The sequence below is a fragment of the Bradyrhizobium sp. B117 genome (assembly GCF_038969555.1).
In the GTDB taxonomy this organism is placed as follows: Bacteria; Pseudomonadota; Alphaproteobacteria; order Rhizobiales; family Xanthobacteraceae; genus Bradyrhizobium.
The window spans coordinates 9,739,131-9,762,321 of the sequence record NZ_CP152414.1 but is presented as its reverse complement, the minus strand read 5'-3'; the positions used below and the strand labels follow the sequence as shown (position 1 = coordinate 9,762,321).

At 63.7% G+C, this 23,191-nt stretch carries 18 protein-coding genes and 1 tRNA gene; 5 read left to right on the top strand and 14 right to left on the bottom strand.

Annotation, left to right across the window (positions count from 1 at the left end; genetic code table 11):
* Positions 1 to 236: 236 nt before the first annotated feature.
* On the top strand, positions 237 to 530 hold the full coding sequence (locus AAFG16_RS46230) for a hypothetical protein (protein WP_283082800.1): 294 nt from the start codon (positions 237 to 239) through the stop codon (positions 528 to 530).
* A gap of 523 nt (positions 531 to 1,053) precedes the next feature.
* The gene (locus AAFG16_RS46225; protein WP_342735951.1) at positions 1,054 to 1,446 is read left to right on the top strand and encodes a hypothetical protein; all 393 of its coding nucleotides are present in this window, start codon (positions 1,054 to 1,056) and stop codon (positions 1,444 to 1,446) included.
* A gap of 1,638 nt (positions 1,447 to 3,084) precedes the next feature.
* Here the strand turns inward: AAFG16_RS46225 and AAFG16_RS46220 are convergent.
* Positions 3,085 to 3,282, bottom strand: a complete 198-nt coding sequence (locus tag AAFG16_RS46220) for a hypothetical protein (protein ID WP_283082798.1) — start codon at positions 3,280 to 3,282, stop codon at positions 3,085 to 3,087.
* Between the two features lie 288 nt (positions 3,283 to 3,570).
* Between AAFG16_RS46220 and AAFG16_RS46215 the strand changes: the two genes are divergently transcribed.
* Together AAFG16_RS46215 and AAFG16_RS46210 are read left to right on the top strand one after the other, a co-directional pair.
* Positions 3,571 to 3,840, top strand: coding sequence for a hypothetical protein (locus tag AAFG16_RS46215; protein WP_283082797.1), 270 nt, complete (start codon positions 3,571 to 3,573; stop codon positions 3,838 to 3,840).
* Positions 3,841 to 3,997: 157 nt separating this feature from the next.
* Positions 3,998 to 4,942 carry a transglutaminase family protein gene (locus AAFG16_RS46210; RefSeq protein WP_283082796.1) on the top strand — a complete coding sequence of 315 codons (945 nt, stop codon included), beginning with the start codon at positions 3,998 to 4,000 and terminating at the stop codon, positions 4,940 to 4,942.
* Positions 4,943 to 5,084: 142 nt separating this feature from the next.
* Here the strand turns inward: AAFG16_RS46210 and AAFG16_RS46205 are convergent, their stop codons facing one another.
* Entirely contained in the window at positions 5,085 to 5,600 is a 516-nt protein-coding gene (locus tag AAFG16_RS46205; protein WP_283082795.1) for a Spy/CpxP family protein refolding chaperone, read from the bottom strand.
* A gap of 425 nt (positions 5,601 to 6,025) precedes the next feature.
* Here AAFG16_RS46205 and AAFG16_RS46200 point away from each other — a divergent pair, with 425 nt between their 5' ends.
* On the top strand, positions 6,026 to 6,361 hold the full coding sequence (locus tag AAFG16_RS46200) for a hypothetical protein (protein WP_283082794.1): 336 nt from the start codon (positions 6,026 to 6,028) through the stop codon (positions 6,359 to 6,361).
* A gap of 146 nt (positions 6,362 to 6,507) precedes the next feature.
* Here AAFG16_RS46200 and AAFG16_RS46195 read toward each other — a convergent pair.
* The 12 genes from AAFG16_RS46195 to AAFG16_RS46140 all read right to left on the bottom strand — a co-directional run bounded on the left by AAFG16_RS46195 (position 6,508) and on the right by AAFG16_RS46140 (position 23,125).
* Positions 6,508 to 6,584, bottom strand: a tRNA-Arg gene (locus AAFG16_RS46195).
* Between the two features lie 60 nt (positions 6,585 to 6,644).
* Positions 6,645 to 7,688, bottom strand: a complete 1,044-nt coding sequence (locus AAFG16_RS46190) for a diguanylate cyclase (protein WP_342735947.1) — start codon at positions 7,686 to 7,688, stop codon at positions 6,645 to 6,647.
* Complete coding sequence (locus AAFG16_RS46185; protein WP_342735945.1) at positions 7,688 to 10,801, bottom strand: EAL domain-containing protein; 3,114 nt, start codon at positions 10,799 to 10,801, stop codon at positions 7,688 to 7,690. Before AAFG16_RS46185 ends, AAFG16_RS46190 begins: the two co-directional genes overlap by 1 nt.
* 174 nt (positions 10,802 to 10,975) lie before the next feature.
* A complete protein-coding gene (locus AAFG16_RS46180) occupies positions 10,976 to 12,061 on the bottom strand; it encodes a branched-chain amino acid ABC transporter permease (protein ID WP_283082791.1) in 1,086 nt (361 codons plus the stop codon).
* Positions 12,058 to 13,068, bottom strand: coding sequence for a branched-chain amino acid ABC transporter permease (locus AAFG16_RS46175; RefSeq protein ID WP_342735943.1), 1,011 nt, complete (start codon positions 13,066 to 13,068; stop codon positions 12,058 to 12,060). The genes AAFG16_RS46180 and AAFG16_RS46175 overlap by 4 nt, the downstream gene beginning before the upstream one ends.
* Complete coding sequence (locus AAFG16_RS46170) at positions 13,065 to 13,787, bottom strand: ABC transporter ATP-binding protein (protein ID WP_342735941.1); 723 nt, start codon at positions 13,785 to 13,787, stop codon at positions 13,065 to 13,067. Before AAFG16_RS46170 ends, AAFG16_RS46175 begins: the two co-directional genes overlap by 4 nt.
* Positions 13,784 to 14,560, bottom strand: coding sequence for an ABC transporter ATP-binding protein (locus tag AAFG16_RS46165; RefSeq protein WP_283082788.1), 777 nt, complete (start codon positions 14,558 to 14,560; stop codon positions 13,784 to 13,786). Before AAFG16_RS46165 ends, AAFG16_RS46170 begins: the two co-directional genes overlap by 4 nt.
* Before the next feature lie 169 nt (positions 14,561 to 14,729).
* The gene (locus AAFG16_RS46160; RefSeq protein ID WP_342735939.1) at positions 14,730 to 15,914 is read right to left on the bottom strand and encodes a substrate-binding domain-containing protein; all 1,185 of its coding nucleotides are present in this window, start codon (positions 15,912 to 15,914) and stop codon (positions 14,730 to 14,732) included.
* Between the two features lie 105 nt (positions 15,915 to 16,019).
* On the bottom strand, positions 16,020 to 18,065 hold the full coding sequence (locus AAFG16_RS46155) for an acyl CoA:acetate/3-ketoacid CoA transferase (protein ID WP_283082786.1): 2,046 nt from the start codon (positions 18,063 to 18,065) through the stop codon (positions 16,020 to 16,022).
* Between the two features lie 105 nt (positions 18,066 to 18,170).
* Positions 18,171 to 19,490 (bottom strand): MFS transporter, encoded by a 1,320-nt coding sequence (locus tag AAFG16_RS46150; protein WP_342735937.1) that lies wholly within the window; start codon positions 19,488 to 19,490, stop codon positions 18,171 to 18,173.
* A gap of 197 nt (positions 19,491 to 19,687) precedes the next feature.
* On the bottom strand, positions 19,688 to 21,124 hold the full coding sequence (locus tag AAFG16_RS46145; RefSeq protein WP_342735935.1) for a sigma 54-interacting transcriptional regulator: 1,437 nt from the start codon (positions 21,122 to 21,124) through the stop codon (positions 19,688 to 19,690).
* A gap of 264 nt (positions 21,125 to 21,388) precedes the next feature.
* Complete coding sequence (locus tag AAFG16_RS46140; RefSeq protein WP_342735933.1) at positions 21,389 to 23,125, bottom strand: EAL domain-containing protein; 1,737 nt, start codon at positions 23,123 to 23,125, stop codon at positions 21,389 to 21,391.
* Positions 23,126 to 23,191: the final 66 nt, after the last annotated feature.

The following is a 23,191-nucleotide window of genomic DNA, read 5'->3' as shown; positions in this document are numbered from 1 at the left end:
GTCGAAGCCGCCAAGTAGCGCGATCGGCTGCCAGATCGTGCACATCGTGTGGCGCTTCCGTGCCGCGAGTGCGGCGGATGAAACTCCGCGATCACGAATTGCATTTCGCTGGAACGTTTGCGCCCAGTGCCTGTTCGGAAGCTGAGCCAGGCGAGAACGGCGCAGGGAACGCCTGCTCCGGCCCGGACTTCGGCTCGAGTCGACAAAACCGGACACGACAGACACGGAGCAGCCCGATGAAGCTAACGTCCGAACAGGTCAAGCAGACCGTCAACCAACTCGGCGCTCAGGTGCTGCCCGACGAGCATCCCGCCATGCCCCAGCTCAACAGCATGTTCGGCGAGCACACCTTCTTCGTCGATGAGATGGGCCTCAAGGTCCTCGAGCCCACCCCGTCGCCGGGCGCGGAACGCGAGAGCGGCGAAGTCGTCAGCCTCGCCGATTGGGGCGATGCCGACCTGACGCGCCTGATGGCCCACGAGCCCGAACCGACCGGTGTGATCGTGGTGTTCGAGCAGATGAAACATTGAGCGGCGAACGATCGCGCGCGGGTAGTTGATTGGAAGCATCGCGCCCACGAGTTCGCTGTGTAAGTGCAATCACAGCGACAACTACATAGCGCCTGACGTGGGCGGGGTCTTTGTCGAGATAGTCGAGGCCCCGCCCGTGAACCATTAGCGCTGCGCCGCCGCGTGCGTCCTTTAGCGCCGAAGCGGTAAGACAGGGCCGATCTGATCAGAAGTTGAAAGCATGCGATGGCCCTGGCGAGGTAGGGCGGGTCCCTTCAAGGATCAAAAGCTGGCTTCAGTCGGAGCTCTACTTCGGTCTGATCGGGATCAGGAGCCGACATCACTCGCCTGATTGCCTTTTCATGATCTTTGCGACTTCCAACATCGTAGCACCGGGCAAACACGTCTGAGAGCGCGACGCATCAACATCCTTCGGCTGGCGCCTTACGCACGATTGTGGGCCCAAGGCACTTGATCTTTGTCAATTCGGCCTCAACGGACGGGCTTCTTATGCAAAGGGGGACGATAGCATAGGAGCAAAACGATGAAGCAGATGGCATTCAGAAATTTTGCGATTGCAACTTCGACTATCGCCTTTGCTGCACTGTTCACCGTTGGCTGGTCTGAGCAGCGCGGGACTTCGCTCTCGATTGAGAGCGCCCAGGCGAGACGACTCTATGTCAGCCCATACCCCTATAATAACTACATACCCAATCAGACCGGTCTCCCCTGGTACGCGGTGCGGGCCTACTACGCGGGCGGCCCCTGGTGTGGGGTCGGTGGTACGACCGGCTACGGCGCGACGGTCGGGGTCTTTGGAGCTGCTTCCTATACCTGCTACGACGGCTGGGATAGCTATGCGAGGCTCAACGGCATTAGCTGCACGCCCGGCACGTTGATCAAGGGTGCTGACGGAATCATGTATGTCTGCCAGTAGCACGCGGACCAAAAGGAGGCGGCGCAATCGCCGCCTCTTTCAATTTGAAAGCGCTGGTCGTTCTCGCTGCCACGGGCTCGGTTGGTTTGACGCGCACCATCGAGAAAGCTCGTTGATAACGTCAAAGCCTCTGCCTCATCCGAGCTCGCAAGTCGTCTTCTCTATTTTGATCTAGCGCAATGCCGACCAGTAGGGAGGCAGCATCCTTTCAGCATGGGGCAAGCCAGTGATGGAGCAAGTTCATGAGACACATGCATCCAGCAAAACTTGCAATTGCGGGCTCAACTGTCGCATGTGCGGCACTGTTCTCGTTCAGTTGGTCTGAACAACGCGGCATCTCTTTGTCAGTGGAGAGTGCCCAAGCGCGGGTCGGACGACCGCTGACCCCAATGAGCGTTGCAGGTGTTGCTCGCCGTCAAAACCGGCGGGCTGCATACGGGTACGGAGCCGGGGTCGTCGGCGCTGGCGTCGCCGGCGCGGCCGCCGTGGGCACAGCTGCTGCTGTAGCGGCCACATCCCCCAACTGGGGATGGGGATGGGGAAGCGGCCCTTACACAGGCGCCGGCAACTATGGAGTTACGGGCGTGAGTCCCTACAGAGGTGGGCCTTCCAACTATGGTGGAGGCTTGGGAGCTAATGCCTACTATCCTGCGTCCACAGCCAGCGCCAGTACTGGCTGGTACATAACGCCCGCCGGCATGGCCTGCACGTCGGGGACTTTGGTCACAGGCGCCAACGGCTTGCCGTTCCGCTGCCCGTAGGACACAGACGAAAGCCAGTGAAGCGAGCATCGACTTCGGCGCGTCGGTATATCAGCGACGTCATGGCACCCTGATCTGATGCGCAGAGCAGCGGAATTGGTTGCAAATCGGCACGCCGATCAACTGCAGCGATGAGGAGGCGGTCGAAACGACCGCCTCCAGATCAAACCCTATCAGATTCACCGTGCGGACTGACGCTGCCCTGATAGTGCTCCAACTTTGCGTTGCGTGAAAAGGAGAGTGACGATGACCAGGTCACTCGCTGTGGGCATCGGCGCAGGCAATGCCACGCGGGCGGATTCATTCGGACGGGGCCATCACGCATATTGGTACGCAGGCATCACCTGTTACCGCAGCTTCCCTTTCGGACAATGGCGCGAGCAGGAATTTCAAGCTCCAAATTAGTCGTCGACCTCCCGAGTAAGTGTCCATCCGCAGGTCGGCTCGGCGCGCTCCAAGGCAGTACACGCCAATGATGCTTATCCGGGGATGGCGAGATTTATGTTCCCTGCGGGGCGAGCGCCCGCGCATCAGTGTGCGCGCGTGGCTCACAGCGAGCCACAAGCCTCGTGCGTCAAACGAGTGTTCGCTCGATCCGCTGACGTCCCCGATCGTCATGGGTTGGATGAAGAGCAGTTTGCGCCCGCCCAAGGACGATCAGCGCGGCGTCAAGGTTCTTTCACTCGTCAAAACATCGAGCGCACTTGATGGGTGATGGCAATTTGGTGCGTGACCTCTGAAGTTCGTAGGCATGGCGTGCGCCTGAAACCCGCAAGTCCTCACGAAACGTGAACGTTCGCGATAGTGGCGGATTAGGGCGTTCGCTCGCACAAAGTTTGAGGTGTCAGTGCCGACTGAGCCAAAGGCCAAGCGAGCGTCACGCCATGAGATGTTTGCCCACGAAGTTCATGAGCAACATGACGATTATCAGTACACCCATCACCACGACCGCGACGTTTGCGACTCGTCGCAACGGCCCGCCAAGGGGGTTCAACTCGATCAGGAAGCGCAACAGCCAAATCACGAGACCAACCACAACGATGTTGATGACCAGATAGATCAGACCTTCGAGCATGGCAGGCCTTCCTCGATGTGTCGGACGGCACACGCAGTTGCTTCGCCTTCTGCCGAGAACGCACCCGCCGCGCTGGCGCTTTGCTGCGTCGGCATCGCTTCGTAGCGCAACCAGCCGCAAAGGCATGAAGGCTCGACACCGTTTCGTGCGCCGTGGCAGCTTGCCAAACTTCCGAATGGGCAACCCTCGTCCAGGGTGGCTTCTCCCTGTTGATGTAGATCAAACGGCGCATTCGCCATCGGGGAAAGTATCGGCAGCCAAGGAATACTGACTGCGAGGAGGCTCGTGATGAAAAGGTCTCGCGGAATGCAGATCGCGTTGGTAGCAATCGGGCTGGCATGCGGATTTGGCGCGATCAATTGGACGGAAAGCGACGGCCTGTCGCTTGTACAAGGCGCAGAAGCCAGGGTCGGACGACCGGCAACACCGATGAGCGTCGCAGGCGTTGCGCGCAGACAGACGCGACGGGCAGTCGTAGGAGGAGCTGCGGTCGGCGCGGCGGCTGCCGGTACAGCATGTGTGCGCGTACTCGTGAATGGTTCCTACGTGTGTCGCTGAGAAACGTCCGGGCCTCGGCTTCGATGCCGCGGTTCCAGCCGTTTCATTCAGGCCTCGCAGCTCATTCCCACTGTAGAGCCAATCAGCGCATTCACTGCGCGGAGCACGGAGCCATGGCATCATTGCGCCGCCGGACCGAAAGGATGGCATCGGCCCGATGGCGCGTTCGGCCGAGGATCATGCGATCATGCTCGGAGGCGCAATGGGCATTATCTTCGAGATCAAGCACACCACGACCTACAACTATGCCAGGCCGGTGACGTTTGGCCCGCATCGCGCAATGTTCCTGCCGCGGCGCGGAGCGGGCGGGCGCTTGCTAAGCTGGTCCGCAGGCACCAATCTTCGCTCGCGGATCCGGTGGATTAGCGACAGCCTTTCAAACAACATAGCGGAGATCGAGATCGAGGAGCCCGGCAGCGAGTTGATCTTCACGTTTCAGTTTCGGGGCATTCATTTCGGGGCCAAGGACGTGAAGCAGTTCGTGCTGGAGCGGCGGGCCGAGAGAATGCCCGTGCAGTACACGCCGGACGAATGGAACGACCTCGTCGGCTTCATGCGCCCGCACACCGAGGATCCTGACCTTGCCCTCGCAGAGTGGGCCAGGAGCTTTGTCGTCAACGGCAAGACGATCGGTGCTCTGGAGCAGATGCTCGACGCTTTCCGCGACGGATTCAACTACCAGGCACGGGAGGCGGAGGGGACCCTTGCGCCCGCGCAAACCTTGCACGCGAGGTCGGGAACGTGCAGGGACTATGCGTGGCTCATGATCGAGGCCTTGCGCCGGCTCGGCTTCGCGGCCCGCTTTGTCAGCGGTTACATCTATGATGCGGCGCTCGATGGGGGCGAGATCGGGATGGCCGGTTCGGGCGCCACCCATGCGTGGGTGCAGGTGTTCCTGCCCGGCGCCGGTTGGATGAACTACGATCCGACCAATCACATCAACGCCGGATTCGATCTCATTCCTGTCGCGCTCGCGCGGCACCCCGCTCAGGCCGTGCCTCTTGCGGGGGCATGGTTGGGAAGCTCCGAGGACTACCTCGGCATGTCCGTGCGCGTCGAAGTCCACAAACTGGGTGACGTTGCTGATCAGTCCGAGGGGTAGCTCAGCCGAACGCGACGCCTCGATAGTCGCGGCATGCTGCCTGGGGATGTCGGCCCTTCCAAAGGGGACATCGCCCAGGCTTAGAGTTGGTTAGCCGTGCAGGTTCAGGCCGTCACGGCGGGTTATCAGTCAACATCCCGCTTTAATCATCATCCTCGGCTTGCGCACGACGTCGCTCCACGACATCGCTCATGTCGTGAAGCACAAGGACTGCGAGGGCCCCCATGCGCTGCCTCTGTTCAGGATTGAGGGTCTTGTAGAGTGGCTGCCACGCCTCGGCGAGTTTATCCAGATCGGCCGATCGTTGAGCCAAGGCCTCCGAGCGTCGTTGCAAGAAGGCGATAGGATCGCGATTGCGCATGGTTTCGACGGCATTTTGGTCGGCCCGTCTACCCACTGTTTCCGAGATTTTTGCAACACGGGCCTTCCGATCTTCCGCCCTGGCACGAATGGCGCTCTCGACAGGCGGCCAGAGCTTTTCCTGCTCGGGTGTCAGTTGCAATGCGGCCTTGGTCAAATCGATCCGCATGTCCATCAATGTACTCCGGTCCACTGCGTTGAGCTTCTCTGGCGTCGCAGGTGAGGGAGTTTGCGCTCGGGCAATCGACGGTACGGCAATAAGGAGCGCGGCTGTTCCGATCACTACTATCTTCATCATCGGCGACCTCCTGGGTAAGCGGCCTCCAGCACCACGCCAACAATGGTTTGCCGTGCGATGTCGCATTGATTCAAATCAAGGGACCTGAGGAAAGAATCGTGGCGCGCCGGCAAGTGCGGCGACATGTCCGTTCTCGCGTCATCATTCCGTCGAACGAACGTCTACATCAAAGCGCGTAAGCAACTGGGCTACGAAGAGGTAATTGGCGCCGGCGCTTGCTGCCGCGGAGATCACTTGTCTTCGAGCAGGCGCACGGCGTGTCGGCGTTCGCGGAGTGGACCTTGATTTCGCTCAAGACCCGTCCCGAAGCCGGTTGTTGAATACTGAACCACCGCGAGAAGCACAATGATCCGATCATTTGTCGTTGTGGGCTTCGCCGTAGCATCTGGATGGTTGCTGATGTTCATCGCTTGAAAGGATGGAGCATGAAAGCAGCTTCGTTGGGCGTACTCTGGATCGGAATGCTTGCTTCTGCCGAGGTGCTCGCTGCGCCGTGCTCGTCCTATTACATTTCCGAAATCACTCTCGTATCGGCGGTCGACACCGAGGCCGGGCGTGTACAGACGTTTGTCGGATTCGGAGCGTCGAAGGAGGAGGCCGAGAACAACGCCTTGGGATCCTGCTCGCACATCCAACTCGACCTTCAAACATGCCTGGACTCAGATCGCCGCCTGGGTCGCAATGCTCCGTCGGACCAGCCTGACGGCTCACTTCACTTGAAGTACACGAAGGCGGTGAAGCGCATCACAGGCTGCGACTAGGTGCGTGTCGTGGCGATGGCAGAGAGTATTCTCCCAAAGTCCGCGGCTTTGGCTCGTTCCATGCGGCTCGAACGCCATGAGCGGGGCGGGGTGCTTACCCGGCGCCGACCCCAAGATGGGAAAGTGTCGGAAGTACTTGATTTTACTGGCGCACCCGACACGATTCGAACGTGTGACCTTTGCCTTCGGAGGGCAACGCTCTATCCAGCTGAGCTACGGGTGCAGTCGGGCTCCATTTAGCTGATTGGCGGGGGGCGGGCAACCGCTTCTCGCCGACATCATGTCAGGCCGTTTTGCGCCGGATCGGGGCCGGAACTGGCACGCCCGCGCGGCGGAGGCCGGCGAATTCGGCGAGCAGGCGGTCGGCGCCGATGACGCGGTTGCGGCCGAGCCGTTTGGCCGCATAGAGCGCCTCGTCGGCGGCACCCAGCAGCCGGTCCGGGCCGCCGTCGGCTTCGCCCGGAATCTGACTGGCGACGCCGACGCTGAGGGTGACGTGGTCGCGGGCGCCATCGGCGCCATGGGCGATCGCCAAGGCTATCACGGCGGTGCGGATGTCCTCCGCAACAGCGCAGGCGGCCTCGCCATCCATGTCCGGCAGGATCAGCGCGAACTCCTCCCCGCCATAACGGCTGGCGAGATCGAGCGGGCGCACGGCATGCCGGCTGACGACCGCGGCGATCGCGCGCAGGCATTCGTCGCCGGTCTGGTGGCCGTGGCGGTCGTTGAACAGCTTGAAATGATCGACGTCGACGAACAGCAGCGCCATCGGCTTCTGCGTTTGCTGGGCGCGGGCCCATTCCGTCATCAGCATCTGGTCGAAGGCGCGGCGGTTCGACAGGCCGGTCAGCCCGTCCTTGGTGGCGAGCTCCTTCAGCGCTGTCTCCGCGCGCTTCTGGTCGGTGAGGTCGCGCAGCGTCTCCACCACCGCGATCAGATGGCCGGCCTCGTCATGGATCGGGCCGGCGTCGATGGCGAGATAGAGCTGGCTGCCGAGCTTGGGCATCACGCACCAGTTCTCCGCGGAGAAGCCGAGCCCGTTATGGCCGCGCGCGGCATATTCCGAATAATACTGCGGCAGCTGCTCGGGACGGTCGAGCGCGATGAGGTCGGCAAGGCAGGGCCGCCTGGTCTCGTAGAACGCCTGCCAGTGCTTTGTCGTGCCGGTCACCTCGGCGGCGGCGACGCCGGTCAGGCGCTCGCAGGCGCGATTCCAGATCACGACGCGGCGCTTCGGGTCGATCACGAAGGTCGGTACCACCAGGTGCTGCATCAGCCGCACGGCATAGGAGTCGGCGACATCGACGGTCTTGCGCGATCTTGCCATCAGGCCACCGCCGCCACGGGCGCGGCATCGCCCGGGCCGAACAGCTTGCGCACGTCAGCGGCCGGCTTCGGCGCGCTGAACAGATAGCCCTGCATCTCCGTGCAGCCGAGGTTGCGCAGCATCTCGCGCTGCGCCTCGGTCTCGACGCCCTCGGCGACCGTGGTCATGCTGCTGGCGGCGGCGATGTTCACCACCGCCTGCACGATGACGGGCGCGCCGCTGGTCTCCGCAATGTCGGCGACGAAGCAGCGGTCGATCTTGATCTTGTCGAACGGGAAGCGCTTGAGATAGCTCAGCGAGGAATAGCCGGTGCCGAAATCGTCGAGCGCGATGCGCACGCCGATCGCGCGCAGCTGGTGCAGGATCGAGAGCGCGGCCTCGTCGTCGCGGATCAGCACGGCCTCGGTGATCTCGAGCTCGAGCCGGCGCGGGTCCAGCCCCGAAGCGGCGAGCGCGCCGGCGATCCGCAGCGCCAGCGTGTCGCATTTGAGCTGCACCGGCGAGACGTTGACCGCGACGCGCACATGCGCCGGCCAAGTCGCGGCCTCGTTGCAGGCGGTGCGCAGCACCCAGTCGCCGAGCTCGTTGATGAGGCCGGTGTCCTCGGCCACCGGAATGAACTCCGCCGGCGAGACCATGCCGCGCTCGGGATGCCGCCAGCGCAGCAGCGCCTCGCAGCCCGAGACCTCGCCCGAGCGCAGATCGACCAGCGGCTGGTAGTGGATCTCGAAGCCGCCATTGACCAGCGCCCAGCGCAGATCCTGCTCCATGGCGAGGCGCGCCTTGGCGCTCGCGTCCATCTCCGGCTCGAAGAAGCGGTGGGTGCGGCGACCCTCGGCCTTGGCGCCGTACATCGCAAGGTCGGCGTTCTTGATGAGCTGGTCGAGATCGGCCCCGTCCTGCGGCGCCAGCGCGATCCCGATGCTGGCATCGGTGGAGAGCTGATGGCCGAGGCAGTGATACGGCTGCCGGATCGCCTCGTAGATCCGCGTCACGAAGGACAGCACGTCGGCAGAGGACTGGATTCCGGTCTGGATCACCGCGAATTCGTCGCCGCCGAGCCGCGCGATCAGGTCGCCCTTCTTGAGACAGCCGCGCAGGCGGGTCGCGATCGCCTTGAGCAGCTCGTCGCCGACATGATGGCCGAGCGAATCGTTGATGCCCTTGAATTCGTCGACGTCGATATAGAGCAGCGCGAACTGGCAGCCATCCGCGACCTTGGCCAGCTCGCGTTCGATCTGCTCGCGGAACAGCGTGCGGTTCGGCAGGTCGGTCAGCGCATCGTAATGCGCCATATGCGCGATCTTGTCGTGGGCGCGCCGCCGCTCGGTGACGTCCTCGACCACGCTGATGAGGTAACGCGGCTCGCCGGACTCGTCGCGGATGCTGATCCGCGTCGATGTGATATGGCGCATCCCCTTGGTCTGGCTCGGCCAGGGATGCTCGTCCTTGAACAATCCGGTGTCGGCGCCTTGCAGCGCCTCGCTGTCGTCCTCGGTGACGAGCCTCGCCGTCTCCTCCGGGTAGACGTCGAAGGGAGTCCTGCCGACGATGGCCTCGCGCGATCGGCCGAACTGCTCCTCGGCGGTTCGGTTGACCAGCAGATATTGCCGCGTCCGGGCGTCCTTCACCGTGATCTGCGAGGGGATATGGTCGATGATCTCGCGCAGGAACGTGTAGTTGCGGTCGCGCTCCTGCTCCAGATTGCGCCGCTCGGTGATCTCCTCGATGGTGGCGACCCATCCACCCTGCGCGAGCGGGGTGTTGATGACCTGGAAGGCGCGGCCGTTCGGCAAATGATGGGTTCGCGTGGAGACCGTGCCTTCGGCCACCACCCGCATCACGTCGGCGCAGAACGCCTCGACGTCGCCATCGAACGCGCCGCGCTCCTTGCGGTGGCGCATCGCCTCGAGGATATGGCAGCCGGGCTTGATGACGTCGTGGGAGAGGCCGAACATGTCGGCATAGCGGCGATTGCAGATGACGATGTAGCCGTTCGCGTCGTACAGGATCAGGCCTTGCGACATGTTGTTCAGCGCGGTGTCCAGCCGCTGCCGCTCCGCCTCGATCCGCGCCTGGGCGTCGCGATTCTGCCGGTTGATCTGGCGGATGATCAGATAGAGGATCATCGCGATTACCGCGGCCGAGAGCGTCGCGGTCGTGACCATGAATCCGGTCTGCTGCCGCCAGTCGGCCAGCGCAGCGCTCATGGTGTTGGTTGCGACGATGACCAGCGGAAAATGGTTCAACGAGGCGGCCGAGCCGAGCCGCTCCTCGCCGTCGAAAGGACTCCTGACGCGAAGCGTTTGCTGGCCGCCCCTGGTCAGCACCTTCTGCATCAGCGGTGCCGTCTTGAAGCTCCTGCCGATCAGCTCCTCGACATGCGGATAGCGCGCCAGCATCTTGCCTTCACGATCGAACAGCGAGATCGCCGTGCCGTCGGCAAGTGCGACGGATGCGAAATAGCTCTGGTAGGTATCCGGATCGATACGGCGAACCATCGCGCCGAAGAAGGTGCCGTCGGTGCCGTGCAGCCGCCGGGCGACGATCGTGGTCCATTTGCCGATGATGAAGCTGCGGACTGATTCCAGGATGACCGGCTCGGACATCGGATCGGACTTGAAGGTCTGGAAATAGGCGCGCGAGGAGACGTTAATCTTGGGGAGCGGCTGGCTCCGCGACCAGTTGATCAGCTCGCCGTCGGCGTCGTAGATCGCGATGTCGCCGAGATAGGAGACCGAGCTTATCTTGCTGCGCAGCATCTGGTTCGCGGCCGGTCCCGACATGCGCTCGCGGAACATGGCGGCCGACTTGATCTCCGGCAGGTTCATCTGTCCGATCAGATCCGCGGCAACGACGTCGGAATCTTCAAACTGCTGATCGAAGTGGCGCGCGATCAGCTTGACGGTGTTTTCCAGCTCGCGTTCGCGGTTGACGAGGGTCCGCTCGCGGAATTCATCGACGGCCATGGCGGTCACGGTGAAGATCCCCGCGACCAGCAACACGCCGCACAGGGTCAGCCACAGCACCGGTCCGCGCCGAATCGCTGCCTCCCAGCCGCCTCGAGCGGCTAAGGACATTCCGGCTGCCATCCCTGTAAAGACCTGGCGCATTTCCCCTCCCTGGAGGGACAGAAATACACCGCACAAATGGCGCAAACCTTAGGAAAACCAGTTACCTAAGCATTAATCCGGTTGCATGAAGACACGCTCATGTACCGAGGCGGGAATCACGCCTCGGTTGTGCGACGCGCGCAGCAACCGCTGCGCTGCATCATTAATCACAGCTTAATGCGAGGCGCCCGTGCTCTTGTCGCTGCCGCCACTGCGGAGACGTCCGACCACGCCCGTCGGGAAGAAATAGACGCTGGCGATGAACAGCAGTCCCAGCCACAGCAGCCAGCGGTCCGGATGCAACAGCCCCGGCAGCAGCGGCAGGCCGGCTTCGCTCGCCGCCTTGGAGGCGACGCCCATCAGCGATTGCAGATAGTTCTGCGCGAGGATGAAGATGGTGGCGCCGATGATCGCGCCGTAGATCGTGCCCATGCCGCCGATCACGACCATCAGCAGGATGTCCAGCATGATCGAGAAGCTGAGCGAGGTGTCGGGGCCGGCATAGCGCAGCCACAGCGCGTTCAGAATGCCGGCACCGGCGGCGACGAGCGCGGCGAGGCAGTTGGCATAAGTGAGGTGGAAGACGGTGCGGAAGCCGAGCGCCTCGGCGCGAAAACGGTTCTCGCGGATCGCCTGCAGCACGCGGCCGAACGGCGAGTTCACCACGCGCAGCAGCGCAAGGATCATCAGGGCCGAAATCGCGAACACCAGATAGAAGGTCAGGATGCGGCCGTTAACCTCGAAGCCGAACAGGTTTTTCGAGATCAGCACCGTGCCGGGACGCAGCAGCTCCGGCAGCTGGAAGCTGCGGCCGTCCTCGCCGCCGGTCAGCCAGGACAGCTGCGAGGCCAGCACCTGGAAGGCGGAGGCGACCGCGAGCGTGATCATGGCAAAGAAGATCGCGGCGACCCGCAGCGAGAACAGGCCGATCGCAAGCGCGAGTAGCGCCGCCAGCGGCAGGCCGGTGACGATGCCGGTGGCGACCGCAGCCCAGTTCGGGCCCATGCCGTATAGCGCGATCGCAATGGCGTAGCTGCCGATGCCGTAGAACATGGTGTGGGCGAACGACACCGAGCCGGTATAGCCGAGCAGCAGATCGTAGGACGCCACCAGCGCGGCGAACACGCAGATTTTTGCCGCAACGTTCAGCGCCTTGGCGCCCGGAAACAGGAACGGCGTCGCCGCCAGCGCCAGGATGACGACAACGAGAATGAGCGTGAGCGCGCGGCTGCGCGGCGGGTCACCGGAAAGAAGCATCATCGGCTGGTCACCGCATAGAGGCCGCGCGGGCGCCACATCAGAATGGCGACCATCAGCAGGATGTTGGAGACGAGGGCGAGTTTCGGCACCAGGAAGCCGCCGTAATTGGCGACCATCGCCACCAAAATCGCGCCGATGAAGCAGCCGCCGATCGAGCCCAAGCCGCCGATGATGACGACGATGAAGATGAGGACGGTGAGATCGTCGCTCATGGAGGCGTGCACCTGCTCGCGGTAGAGCGCCCACATCACGCCGCCGAGGCCGGCGAGCGCCGATCCCGTCATGAACACGCCGAGGAACAGGCGGCGGATGCGATAGCCGAGCGCCTCGACCATCTCGCGATTCTCGACGCCGGCGCGGATCAGCAGGCCAAGCTTGGTGCGGTTGAGCACGAGCTGGATCGCGATGAAGACGGCAAGACCGATCAGCATCGCCAGCACGCGGTATTTGGCGATCGCGACGTCGCCGAGGATGAAGGAGCCACGCAGCGAGGCTGGCAGCGGCATCGGGATGATCTGCGGTCCCCACAACGCGTAGAGCGTCTGTTCTGCAACAATGAGGCCGCCCGTGGTCATCAGGATCTGCTTCAGGTGCTGGCCGTAGACCGGCAGGATCAGCACGCGCTCGACGATCAGTCCGAGCGCGCCGGAGACCGCCATCGAGAGCAGCGCGGCCGGGGCGAGCACCGCCAGGTTCACCCAGAGCGAATCCGCCTGAATGGAGGCCGCGAACGGCGCCAGCACCAGCGTGGCGACATAGGCACCGACGGCGATGAAGGCACCATGGCCGAAATTGAGCACGTCCATCAGGCCGAAAACGAGTGTGAGCCCGGAGGCCATGATGAAGATCATCATGCCCATGGCAAGGCTCGCCGCGGTCAAGGTCAGCCAGGACGAGGTCGATCCGATCAGCGGGATCATCAGAAGCGCGAGCGCGATCGGCAGCAGGATCGGCGCGAGGTCGCGCTTCGGCTTCGGCAACGGGTCGGTTGCGGCAAGGTCAGTCACTGATGCGCCTCCAGGCTCAGGCCGAGCAGCCGCTCCTGCAGCGGCACGTCGGCAGCGAGCGCCGCCATCTCGCCGCGATGGACGATGGTGCCGTTGTCCATCACCAGCACGCTGTCGCCAAGCTCGCGGGCGGCGAAGAAATTCTGTTCGACGAGAAGGATCGTCGCGCCCTTGCGCTTGATCTCCTTCAGGCACTCGATCAGCGCCATCACGATGGCGGGCGCGAGGCCCTTGGTCGGCTCGTCGATCAGAAGCAGCTTGCGCGGCTCGATGATCGCGCGTGCGATGGACAACATTTGTTTTTGTCCGCCCGAGAGGCTTCCCGCCCGCGACAGCCAGAACCGGCGCAGCGCCGGAAAGAAGCCAAAGATCCATTCCAGCTGCCTGTCGTCCATCGCCGCGTCGCGGGCTGCGAGAACGAGATTTTCCTTCACCGTGAGGTCGGAGAACACCGCCATGCTCTCGGGCACGTAACCGACGCCGAGCCGGGCGATGTCGGGCGTCGCGCGGCTCTCGATGCGCTCGCCCGCGAGCGTGATTTCGCCGCTCGAGGCCTGCCACAGGCCCATGACCGTGCGCAGCGTCGTGGTCTTGCCGGCGCCGTTGCGGCCGAGCAGCATCGTCACCTGTCCTTGCGGGACGGCGAGGTCGATGCCCTGGAGGATGTGGTAGCGCCCGATATGGGTGTGCACGCCGGAAAGTTTTAAGAGGTCGGTCATGCGGCACTCTCTGCAGTGCTCTTGGGGGCGACGCCGAGATAGGCTTCCTGCACGATGGGCGAAGCGATCACCTCGGCCGGCGGGCCGTCGGCGACGAGCTGGCCGTTATGCAGCACGATGATGCGGTCGGCGAGCGAGCGCACCACGTCCATCTTGTGCTCGACGAGCAGGATGATCTTGCTCTTGTCCTGCTTCAGTTGTGCGATCAGGTTGAGGACGACAGGCACCTCGTCGATGCTCATGCCGGCGGTCGGCTCGTCGAACATGAACACCTTCGGCTCCAGCGCGATCATCAGGGCGACCTCGAGCTTGCGCTGGTCGCCATGCGACAGCGCGGTCGCGGCGACGCCGCGACGATTGCCGAGCGCGACCTGGTCGAGGATGGCGTCGGCGCGCGCGATCAAATCGCGGCGGACCATCCAGGGCCGCAGCATGTCGTAGTGCGTACCGTTTGCAGCTTGCACCGCGAGGCGGACGTTTTCTTCCACGGACAGGTTCGGGAACAGATTGGTGAGCTGGAAGGCGCGACCAAGACCCGCGCGCGTACGCAGCGGCGCAGAATGCTGGGTGATGTCGGTGCCGTCGAACAGGATGCTGCCGCTGGAGGCGCGCAGCTGGCCCGAGATCAAATTGAAATAGGTGGTCTTGCCGGCGCCGTTCGGCCCGACGATGGCGGTGAGCTCGCCCGGGCGGAACGTGCAGCTGACATTGTTGACCGCGACATGGCCGCCGAAGCGGATGGTGAGGTCGCGGGTTTCGAGGGTGAGAGACATTGAAGGTCTGGCAATTGATGAAGCGGGATCTATCCGCAGCTACGCTGCGCCCTCTCCCCCGCTTGCGGGGGAGAGGTGGAGAGAGGGTGTTTCCGCAGGCGAGAACCCCCAAGACGTGAGAGTCCTCTCCCGGCCTCTCCCGCAAGCGGGAGAGGTGAAGCAAGAAAGCTCAGCGCTTGTTCTTCACCGGAACGTCCATGTCCTCGATCTTCAGCTCGCGCACCGGCTCGAGCACGGCCCAGGCGACGTTCGGATCGACCTTGACCTTGAAGTGATACATGCTCTGCAGTGCCTGATGGTCCTCTTTCCGGAACACCATCTTGCCTTTGGGCGTGTCGAACTCCATGCCCTCCATCGCCGTGATCAGCTTCTCGGTGTCGGTCGATTTCGCCCTGGTGACGGCGGCGACGACGGACATCGCCGCCGCGAAGCCGCCCGCGGTGAAGAAGTCCGGCGGCGCGTTGAAGCGCTTCTGGTGCTCGGCGACCAGCCAGTCGTTCACCGGGTTCTTCGGGATGTCGTAGTAATAATAGGTCGCGCCTTCCATGCCGGGCAGGCCCTTATACGCCGCGAGCGCCGGCAGGATGTTGCCGCCGGTGGACAGCTCGATGCCGTAGCGCTTCGGGTCCATGTCCTGGAGCTTGGCCAGCGGATTGCCGGCACCGGCCCAGATCACCCAGATGATCTTGCGGCCCGGCTTGTCCTTCAGCGCGTCGAACAGGCGCTGGCCGACCGCGGTGAAGTCGGTGGTCGAGGTCGGGGCATATTCTTCCGCGGCGAGCGTCGCGCCGGTCTTGGCCAGCGCCTCCTTGAAGGCGGCGACGCCGTCGCGGCCGAAGGCATAGTCCTGCGCCAGCGTCGCGACGGTGACGCCCTGCTTGCCGATCGCGACCGCGTTTGAGATCGCGTCCTGCGAGGAGTTGCGCGCGGTGCGGAAGATGTAGCGATTCCACTTCTCGCCGGTAATCTGGTCCGCGACGGCGGGCTCGACGATCAGGATCTTCTTGTTCTCCTCGGCGACCGGGAGAATCGCGAGCGCGGCGGCCGACGAGGTCGTGCCGATCGCGATGTCGGCCTTGTCGTCCTGATAGGCTTCGGCGAGCGCGGCCTTGGAGAGGTCCGGCTTGCCCTGGTCGTCCTTGGTGATGACGACGATCTTGCGGCCGTCGATCGTCATGGTGCCCTTGGTGGCGTATTCGAAACCCATTTGCAGGCCGGTCTCGGTCTGCTTGGCATAGGCCTCTAGCGGACCAGTCTTGCCGTAGATCAGCGCGACCTTGAGATCGTCGGCTCGTGCGGAGGTGCCCGCAGCGAGGGCGAGGATGGTTGTTGTTATGACGAGCGATCGACGCACGATGGTCCCTCCTGATTCAAAATTTCTCGGTAACAGCGATTTGCACAAGCTTGCGAACATTGCAATTGCACCTTCCGGCGAAGCGCGCCGGCCTGCGAGCCTGCATCATTTTTGAGCCTGCCGCGGGGCGTGGGATGCGCCGGCGGCGGCAGCTCCCTCGACTTGACGCCAATCCGACTGCGCCTCGTCCGCGCTCTCGAAAATATGCGGCGCAACGCCGCGCCGCTCCAGCGCTTCGCCGAGCTTGATGCGCAGGAACCCCGACGTGGTATAGCGCGACACGCCCGAATAAAAGCGATCGACCAGGCTGCGGACCATGGCCGAATAATCGTCCATCAGCTCCGGCAGGATGGAAAAGTTGTCATAATTGACGATGGCGTAGACCCGGCGGCCGAGCGGGGTGAGCCTCGCCTCGACGATATCAGCGATGGTGTCGATCTCGGCCCGGCTGCGCAACGGATAACGTTCCAGATTGATGAAGAACAGGTTCTGCTGCTCGTCCAGCGAGAAGCGCTGGTCGAGCGGGATGGTGAGCAGGCGCTCGCGCAGCTCCATGAAGCCATCGCGGAAGATGCGCTCGTCCATCAGCATGGGATCGCGCGGGATCAGCGGCTTGAAATCCATCAGGCGCAAGATGTCGCGCTCGATGTCAATGCCCGGCGCGACCTCCGTGAGCTCGAGCCCGTCGGGGCGCAGCACGAAGACGCAGCGCTCGGTGACATAGAGCACGCGCTGCTTGCGTGCCACCGAGACGGCGCCGCTGAAGGTCACGTGCTCGACATGGTCGACGAATTTGCGCGACTTCGCTTCCTCGAGGATCGACAGCCTGCCGTCGTTCACCCCGATGCGCTGCCGGCCCGCACCGAAGGTGCCGACGAAGACGACCTCCTTGGCGTTCTGGCTGATGTTGATGAAGCCGCCGGCGCCCGCGAGCTTCGGGCCGAACTTGCTGACATTGAGGTTGCCGGCGCGATCGACCTGGGCAAGGCCGAGAAAGGCTGCATCGAGACCGCCGCCGTCGTAGAAATCGAACTGATAGGGCTGGTCGATCACCGCCTGGGTGTTGATCGCCGCGCCGAAATCGATGCCGCTCGCCGGAATGCCGCCGATCACGCCGGGCTCCGCCGTCAGCGTGATCAGGTCGATGATCCGCTCTTCATTGGCGACCGAGGCGATCCCCTCCGGCATGCCGATGCCGAGATTAACGACGCTGTTGGCCTTGAGCTCGAGGGCAGCGCGCCGCGCGATGATCTTGCGCTCGCTCACCGGCATCACCGGCAGCGAGGCGGCGCGGACGCGGATCTCGCTCGAATAGGCCGGATTGTAGGGCGTGCCGAAGGTCTGCCAATGGTTTTCCGGCTTCGCCACGACAACGCAGTCGACGAGGATGCCGGGAATCTTGACCTGGCGCGGATTGAGGCTGCCGTCTTCCGCCACGCGTTCGACCTGGGCGATGACGATGCCGCCGGAATTATGCGCCGCCATGGCGATGGCGAGCGCTTCCAGCGTCAGCGCCTCCTTCTCCATGGTGAGATTGCCGTCGGCATCGCCGGTCGTGGCGCGGATGATGCCGACATGAATCGGAAACGTCTTGTAGAGCAGGCAGTCTTCACCGCCGATCCGGATCAGCTCGACCAGCTCTTCGGTGGTGCGTGCATTGAGCTTGCCGCCGCCGTGCCGGGGATCGACGAAGGTGCCCATGCCGACGCGGGTGATGTGGGCGGGCCGGTTGGCCGCGATGTCGCGGAACAGATGCGTGATCACGCCCTGCGGCAGGTTGTAGGCCTCGATTTGATTTGCGATCGCGAGCTGCTGCAGTTTCGGCGCAAGGCCCCAATGGCCGCCGATCACGCGGCGAACCAGGCCCTCATGCGCGAAATGGTTGAGGCCGCGATGCTTGCCGTCGCCTTGGCCCGCCGCATAGACCAGCGTCAGATTGCGCGGCTTGCCTTGGGTGTAGGGCGCATCGCCCTCGTTGGAGAGATAGAGCTCCTCCAGCGCGATCGCGATCTCCTCGGCAAAGCCGATGCCGACGAAGCCGCCGGTCGCCACGGTGTCGCCGTCGCGGATCAGCATGACCGCCTCGGTCGCCGTGACGACCTTGCCTTTCTCGGAATTGCGCAAATAGGGCAGAGCTGGGTGCTGGCTCACGGCGTTCCTCCCGATCTCTTCGACCGCATGCCGTTGTTCTTGTGCGCTCATCCTATCGCGAGGAGCGGCTCTGCAACAGGCCGCTCCCCGCGATGGAAGGCGTCGTCAGGACCTTCGGGACTGCACTATCTTGCGTGTTTCGGTGGCGAAATAGACCGACACGACGGTGATGATCGCCAGCGCGATCATGTAGAGCGAGATCGGCCAGGTCGCCGGCGCGTAGGCCGTCATCAATCCCGTCGCGATCAGCGGTGACAGCGCGCCGGCGAAGATCGAGGCGAGGTTGTAGCCGAGCGAGACGCCGCTATAGCGCACCTTGGTGCCGAACAGCTCGGACAGGAAGCTCGCCTGCGGGCCATACATCGCGGCATGGCCGACGGCGAGGCCCAGCACGATCGCGATCCAGGCATAATGCGGGTTCTTGGTCGCCAGCAGCATGAACAGCGGGAAGGACATCAGCGCCGAGAACACCGCGCCGAAGATGTAGATCGGCCGCCGCCCGAGCCGGTCGGAGAGCGCGCCGAAGGCGGGGATGGTGAAGGTCTCGATCGCGGCGCCGATCAGCACGCCGTTGAGCATGTCCTGCTTGTTCATGCCGAGCGATTGCGTGGCATAAGCGAGCACGAAGGTCGCGTAGATGTAGAAGAAGCCGTTCTCGGCAAAGCGCGCGCCCATCGCGAGCAGGATGTTCTTCGGGTACATCCGGATCGCTTCCAGGATCGGCATCTTCACCTCCTGCTTGGTGTCCTTGACCTTCTGGAACTCCGGCGATTCGGCGATGGTGAAGCGGATCCACAGGCCGACCAGCACCAGCGCGATCGAGAACAGGAACGGGATGCGCCAGCCCCAGGCATAGAGCTGCGCGTCGGTCAGCATCGCTGACACCACCGAGAACACCAGCGTGCCGAGCACGAGGCCGAGCGGTGCCCCGAGCTGCGGCCAGCTGCCATAGAAACCTTTCTTGTCCGCGGGCGCATGCTCGACCGCCATCAGCACCGCGCCGCCCCATTCGCCGCCGAGCCCAAAGCCCTGGATCAGGCGGCAGGTGACGAGCAGGATCGCGGCCCAGATGCCGGCGGTCTCATAGGTCGGCAGGAAGCCGATCGCCGCGGTCGCCGCGCCCATGATCAGCAGCGTCAGGTAGAGCATGGTCTTGCGGCCGATCTTGTCGCCGTAATGCCCGAACACGACGCCGCCGAGCGGGCGCGCGATGAAGCCGAGCGCGTAGGTCGCGAACGCCAGCAGCGTTCCCATCATCGGGTCGAAGGTCGGAAAGAACAGCTTGTTGAAGATCAGCGCCGCGGCGGTGCCGTAGAGGAAGAAGTCGTACCACTCGATGGCCGTGCCGATCAGGCTGGCGGTGGCGACCGTAACGTGCGAGGGCTGCTTTGCCCCGAGTTCATTGACGGTGATCGCTCCACTCATCTGGCGTCCTCCCTGGTTTTGCGAATGCGCATGTGCGGCATGCGTCATTGTGCAAAGCAAAGAGCAAGCGCCGCGCCAGATGCCGCAGGCCTGGGCAAAATGCCGGAAAATCCAGCAGTTTCAGCGTACATGCCGGAATGGAGATGCAAATCGCCCTGTCCGGAATCCGAGACTCCGGACACTCCGAGTCTCGAAACTCAGACGGTGGGCCCCGAGGCGAGACCGAATTTGGCGAGCTTCTTGTAGAAGGTCGCGCGCGAGATCCGCAGCATCCGCGCGGCCTCGGCGATCTGGCCGTTGCTGGCGGCGAGCGCCTGTTCCAGCGTGTGCTTCTCGAACTCGGCCTCGGCTTCGGCATAGGGCACCACTGCTACGGCCGGGCGTGAAGGCGCCGCAAGCCTGACCTCGGTGCCGACGGGAAGGATGCGCGCGACGTCGTCGCCGGTCAGCCGCCCGGCATCGCTCAGGATCAGCGCGCGCTCCAGGATGTTGCGGAGCTCGCGGACATTGCCCGGCCAGTCGTAGCGGGCGAGCGCTGCGAGCGCGCTCGGCGTGATCCTGGCGTTGACGTAATCGCCGGACGCGCTGATGTCCTCGAGCAGCCGGGCGCTGATATCAGGGAGATCATCGAGGCAGTCCCGCAGCGGCGGCAAATCGATCGAGAGCACGTTGAGGCGGTAATAGAGATCGGGCCGGAACGCGCCGTCGCTGACGCGCTTGCGCAAATCGACATTGGTGGCGGCGACGACGCGCACATCGACCTTCGAGATCTTGTCCGAGCCGAGCGGCTCGATCTCGCGCTCCTGAAGCACGCGCAAGAGCTTGGCCTGCAATTGCAGCGGCATCTCGCCGATCTCGTCGAGGAACAGCGTGCCGCCGTCGGCGATGCGGAATTTTCCCTCGCGCCCACGGCGATCGGCGCCGGTGTAGGCGCCCGGCGCGGTGCCGAAGAACTCCGACTCGATCAGCGTGTCGGGAACGGCCGCGACATTGACGCTGACGAACGGCTTTTCGGCGCGCGAGGAGGCATTGTGAATGGCCTGCGCCAGCATCTCCTTGCCGGTTCCGGTCTCGCCGGTGAGCAGCACGGTCACGCTCTGCCGCGCGGCGCGGCTTGCGAGCTGCTTGGCCTGCGCGATGGCCGGCGTGGTGCCGACGAAATCGGCGAAGGTGAAGCGCGCCGCGCGGGCGTTGGACAATTGCCGCCGCGCCAGCCGCAGATCGCTCTCGAGCTGGGCGACGCGGGCCAGCAGGGGTTTGAGGCTTTCGAGATGGTCGTAGAGCACGAAGCCGATCGCGCCGATCACCTTGCCGTTCTCGTCCTCGATCGGCATGCGGGTGACGACCAGCTGCTCGCCGCCGAGCTCCATGATGTCGAGCAGGATCGGCTCGCCGGTCTCGGCCACCTTGCGCATCAAGCTGTTCGGAATGACCTCCTCGATCGGCCGTCCCATCGCCTCGGAGGTCTGCTTGAGGCCGAGCGCCGCAAGATATTTCTCGTTGACGTAGACCACCCGCCCGCCGCGATCGATCGCGATCGCGCCCTCGCACAGCTTCTCCAGCCGCTCGAACAGCGTCTCCATCGCGCGCGCGCGAAGATAGGCGGGATCGCTGACGGAGGACGAGGCGGACATGACATAACCCAGGGGAGGTCCGCCTGTGTATTAGCAAAAGGGCAGCAATTTCAAAGGGGGAAATGGTGGCAGAGGGCGTCCCCCATTTTCGGTTGTCGTCCCGGACAAGCGCAGCGCAGATCCGGGACCCATACCCCCAGGGAGATGTTTGGCGAAGACTCGGAGTAGGAAGCTCGCGAGCAACTCCTCCCTGTGGTTATGGGTCCCGGGTTCGCACTTCGTGCGCCCCGGGACGACAGCGGTATGTGCTGCCTCGCTGTCGGCTTACCGCCGATACCTGCTCGCCCGCGAATAGCCCTGGCGGTTCTGCTGCATCGGCCGAGCGGACACGCTGGCGCGGGACTCGCTCGAGGCGGGCGTTGCGAGCTTCAGCTCCTCCAGGAAGATGGGCCGCGAGAAGTAATAGCCCTGGGCGTAGCGGATCTTGGTCGCGGCCTGGAGATAGGCGAGCTCCTCGTAGGATTCGAGGCCTTCAGCGATCACGGTCATGCCGAGCGCCTCGCTCAGGGATTCGATCGCGCGCAGGATGCCCTGGCTGCGCGGCCGCTTATGGATGTCGGTGATGAAGGAGCGGTCGATCTTGATCTCGTCCGCGGTGATGTCGGCCAGCGCCGAGAGCGAGGAATAGCCGGTGCCGAAATCGTCGATCGAGACACCGACGCCGAGCTTGCGGAACATCGGCAGGATCTCGGCCTGGAAATGATTCTTGGCGACGAAGGCGTCTTCCGTCACCTCGATCATGAAGCGCTTGGGAAAGCCGGTGTCGTCGAGCGCCTGCGCGAAGCTGCGCATGAATTCGGGATTGCCGGCCTGCTTGGCCGCGACATTGATGCTGATGGTCGCTTCCGGGCCAAAGGTGTCGTTGATCAGGTCGATCGACTTGACGATCTCGGCCAGCACCAGATGGGTCAGCTCGTCGATCAGTCCGAGCTCACTGGCGAGGTTGATGAACGAGCCCGGCGCCTGGATCACGCCCTCGTCGTCGCGCAGGCGCACCAGCGCCTCGATGCCCTTCACGGCCTGGGTGCGGATGTCGACCTTGGACTGGAAGGCGCAGCAGAACCGCTTTTCGAGGATGGCGAGCCGCAGCGACTGCTCGATCTTCATCCGCGCCAGCGCCTCGCGCTCCATGCTGGAGTCGAAGAAGGCCGCCGATCCCTTGCCGTCGTTCTTGATGCGGTACATCGCGATGTCGGCGTTCTGGCGCAGCGTCTCGAAATTGCGTCCGTGATCGGGATAGAGGCTGATGCCGACCGAGGTCGAGGCGAAGACTTCCGAATTGTCGATGAAGAACGGGGCGGTCAGCCGCTCCAGCGTCGACTGCATGAATTCGGCGACTTCCTCCTGGCTCTGGATCGGGGCGAGCAGCAGCAGGAATTCGTCGCCGGAGATGCGCGACAGCATGTCGGAATCGCGCAAATCGCGTCCGAGCCGCTTCGACAGCTCGACCAGCAGCGCATCGCCCACGGCGTGGCCGTAGTAGTCGTTGATGTGCTTGAAATTGTCGACGTCGAGAAAGGCGAGCGCAAAGCGATCGCCGCCGCGCTCGCGCGCCAGGAGGCTGTTGGCGCGATGCTCGATCACGCGCCGCGAGGGCAGGCCGGTCAGCTCGTCGAAATAGGCCGAGCGAAACAGCTGGTCCTCGAAATTCTTCTGCTCGGTGATGTCGGAGGAGGCCGAGATCAGGAGCTCGCGTCCGGCGAGGCGCACGGGACGATGGGTCGTGAGCAGCACCTGGCGCGCGGCGCCCTCGTGCAGCGCTTCCTCGGTGACCACGGATTGGCCAGCGCTCAGCGCCTGGCGGCAGGCTTCGCGGCGCGGCGAAAGATCGGGCGAGGGACGGCTGCCGTCCATGCCGAGCTGGGCGGCCGCGGCATCGTTAACCAGCAGAAGCTTGCCTTCGGCGTCCTGCACGGTCAGGCCGGCAGGCAGCATTCTAACGATTTCCTTGAGAAATCCGAGTTCGGCTTCACTCGCGCCGGAATATTGGTTGTCGTTCATAGAAGTCATGAATCTTGTTGTTTCAGCGCGCCTTTGCAATGGGCGCGATCTTGCGTGGTTCCCTCT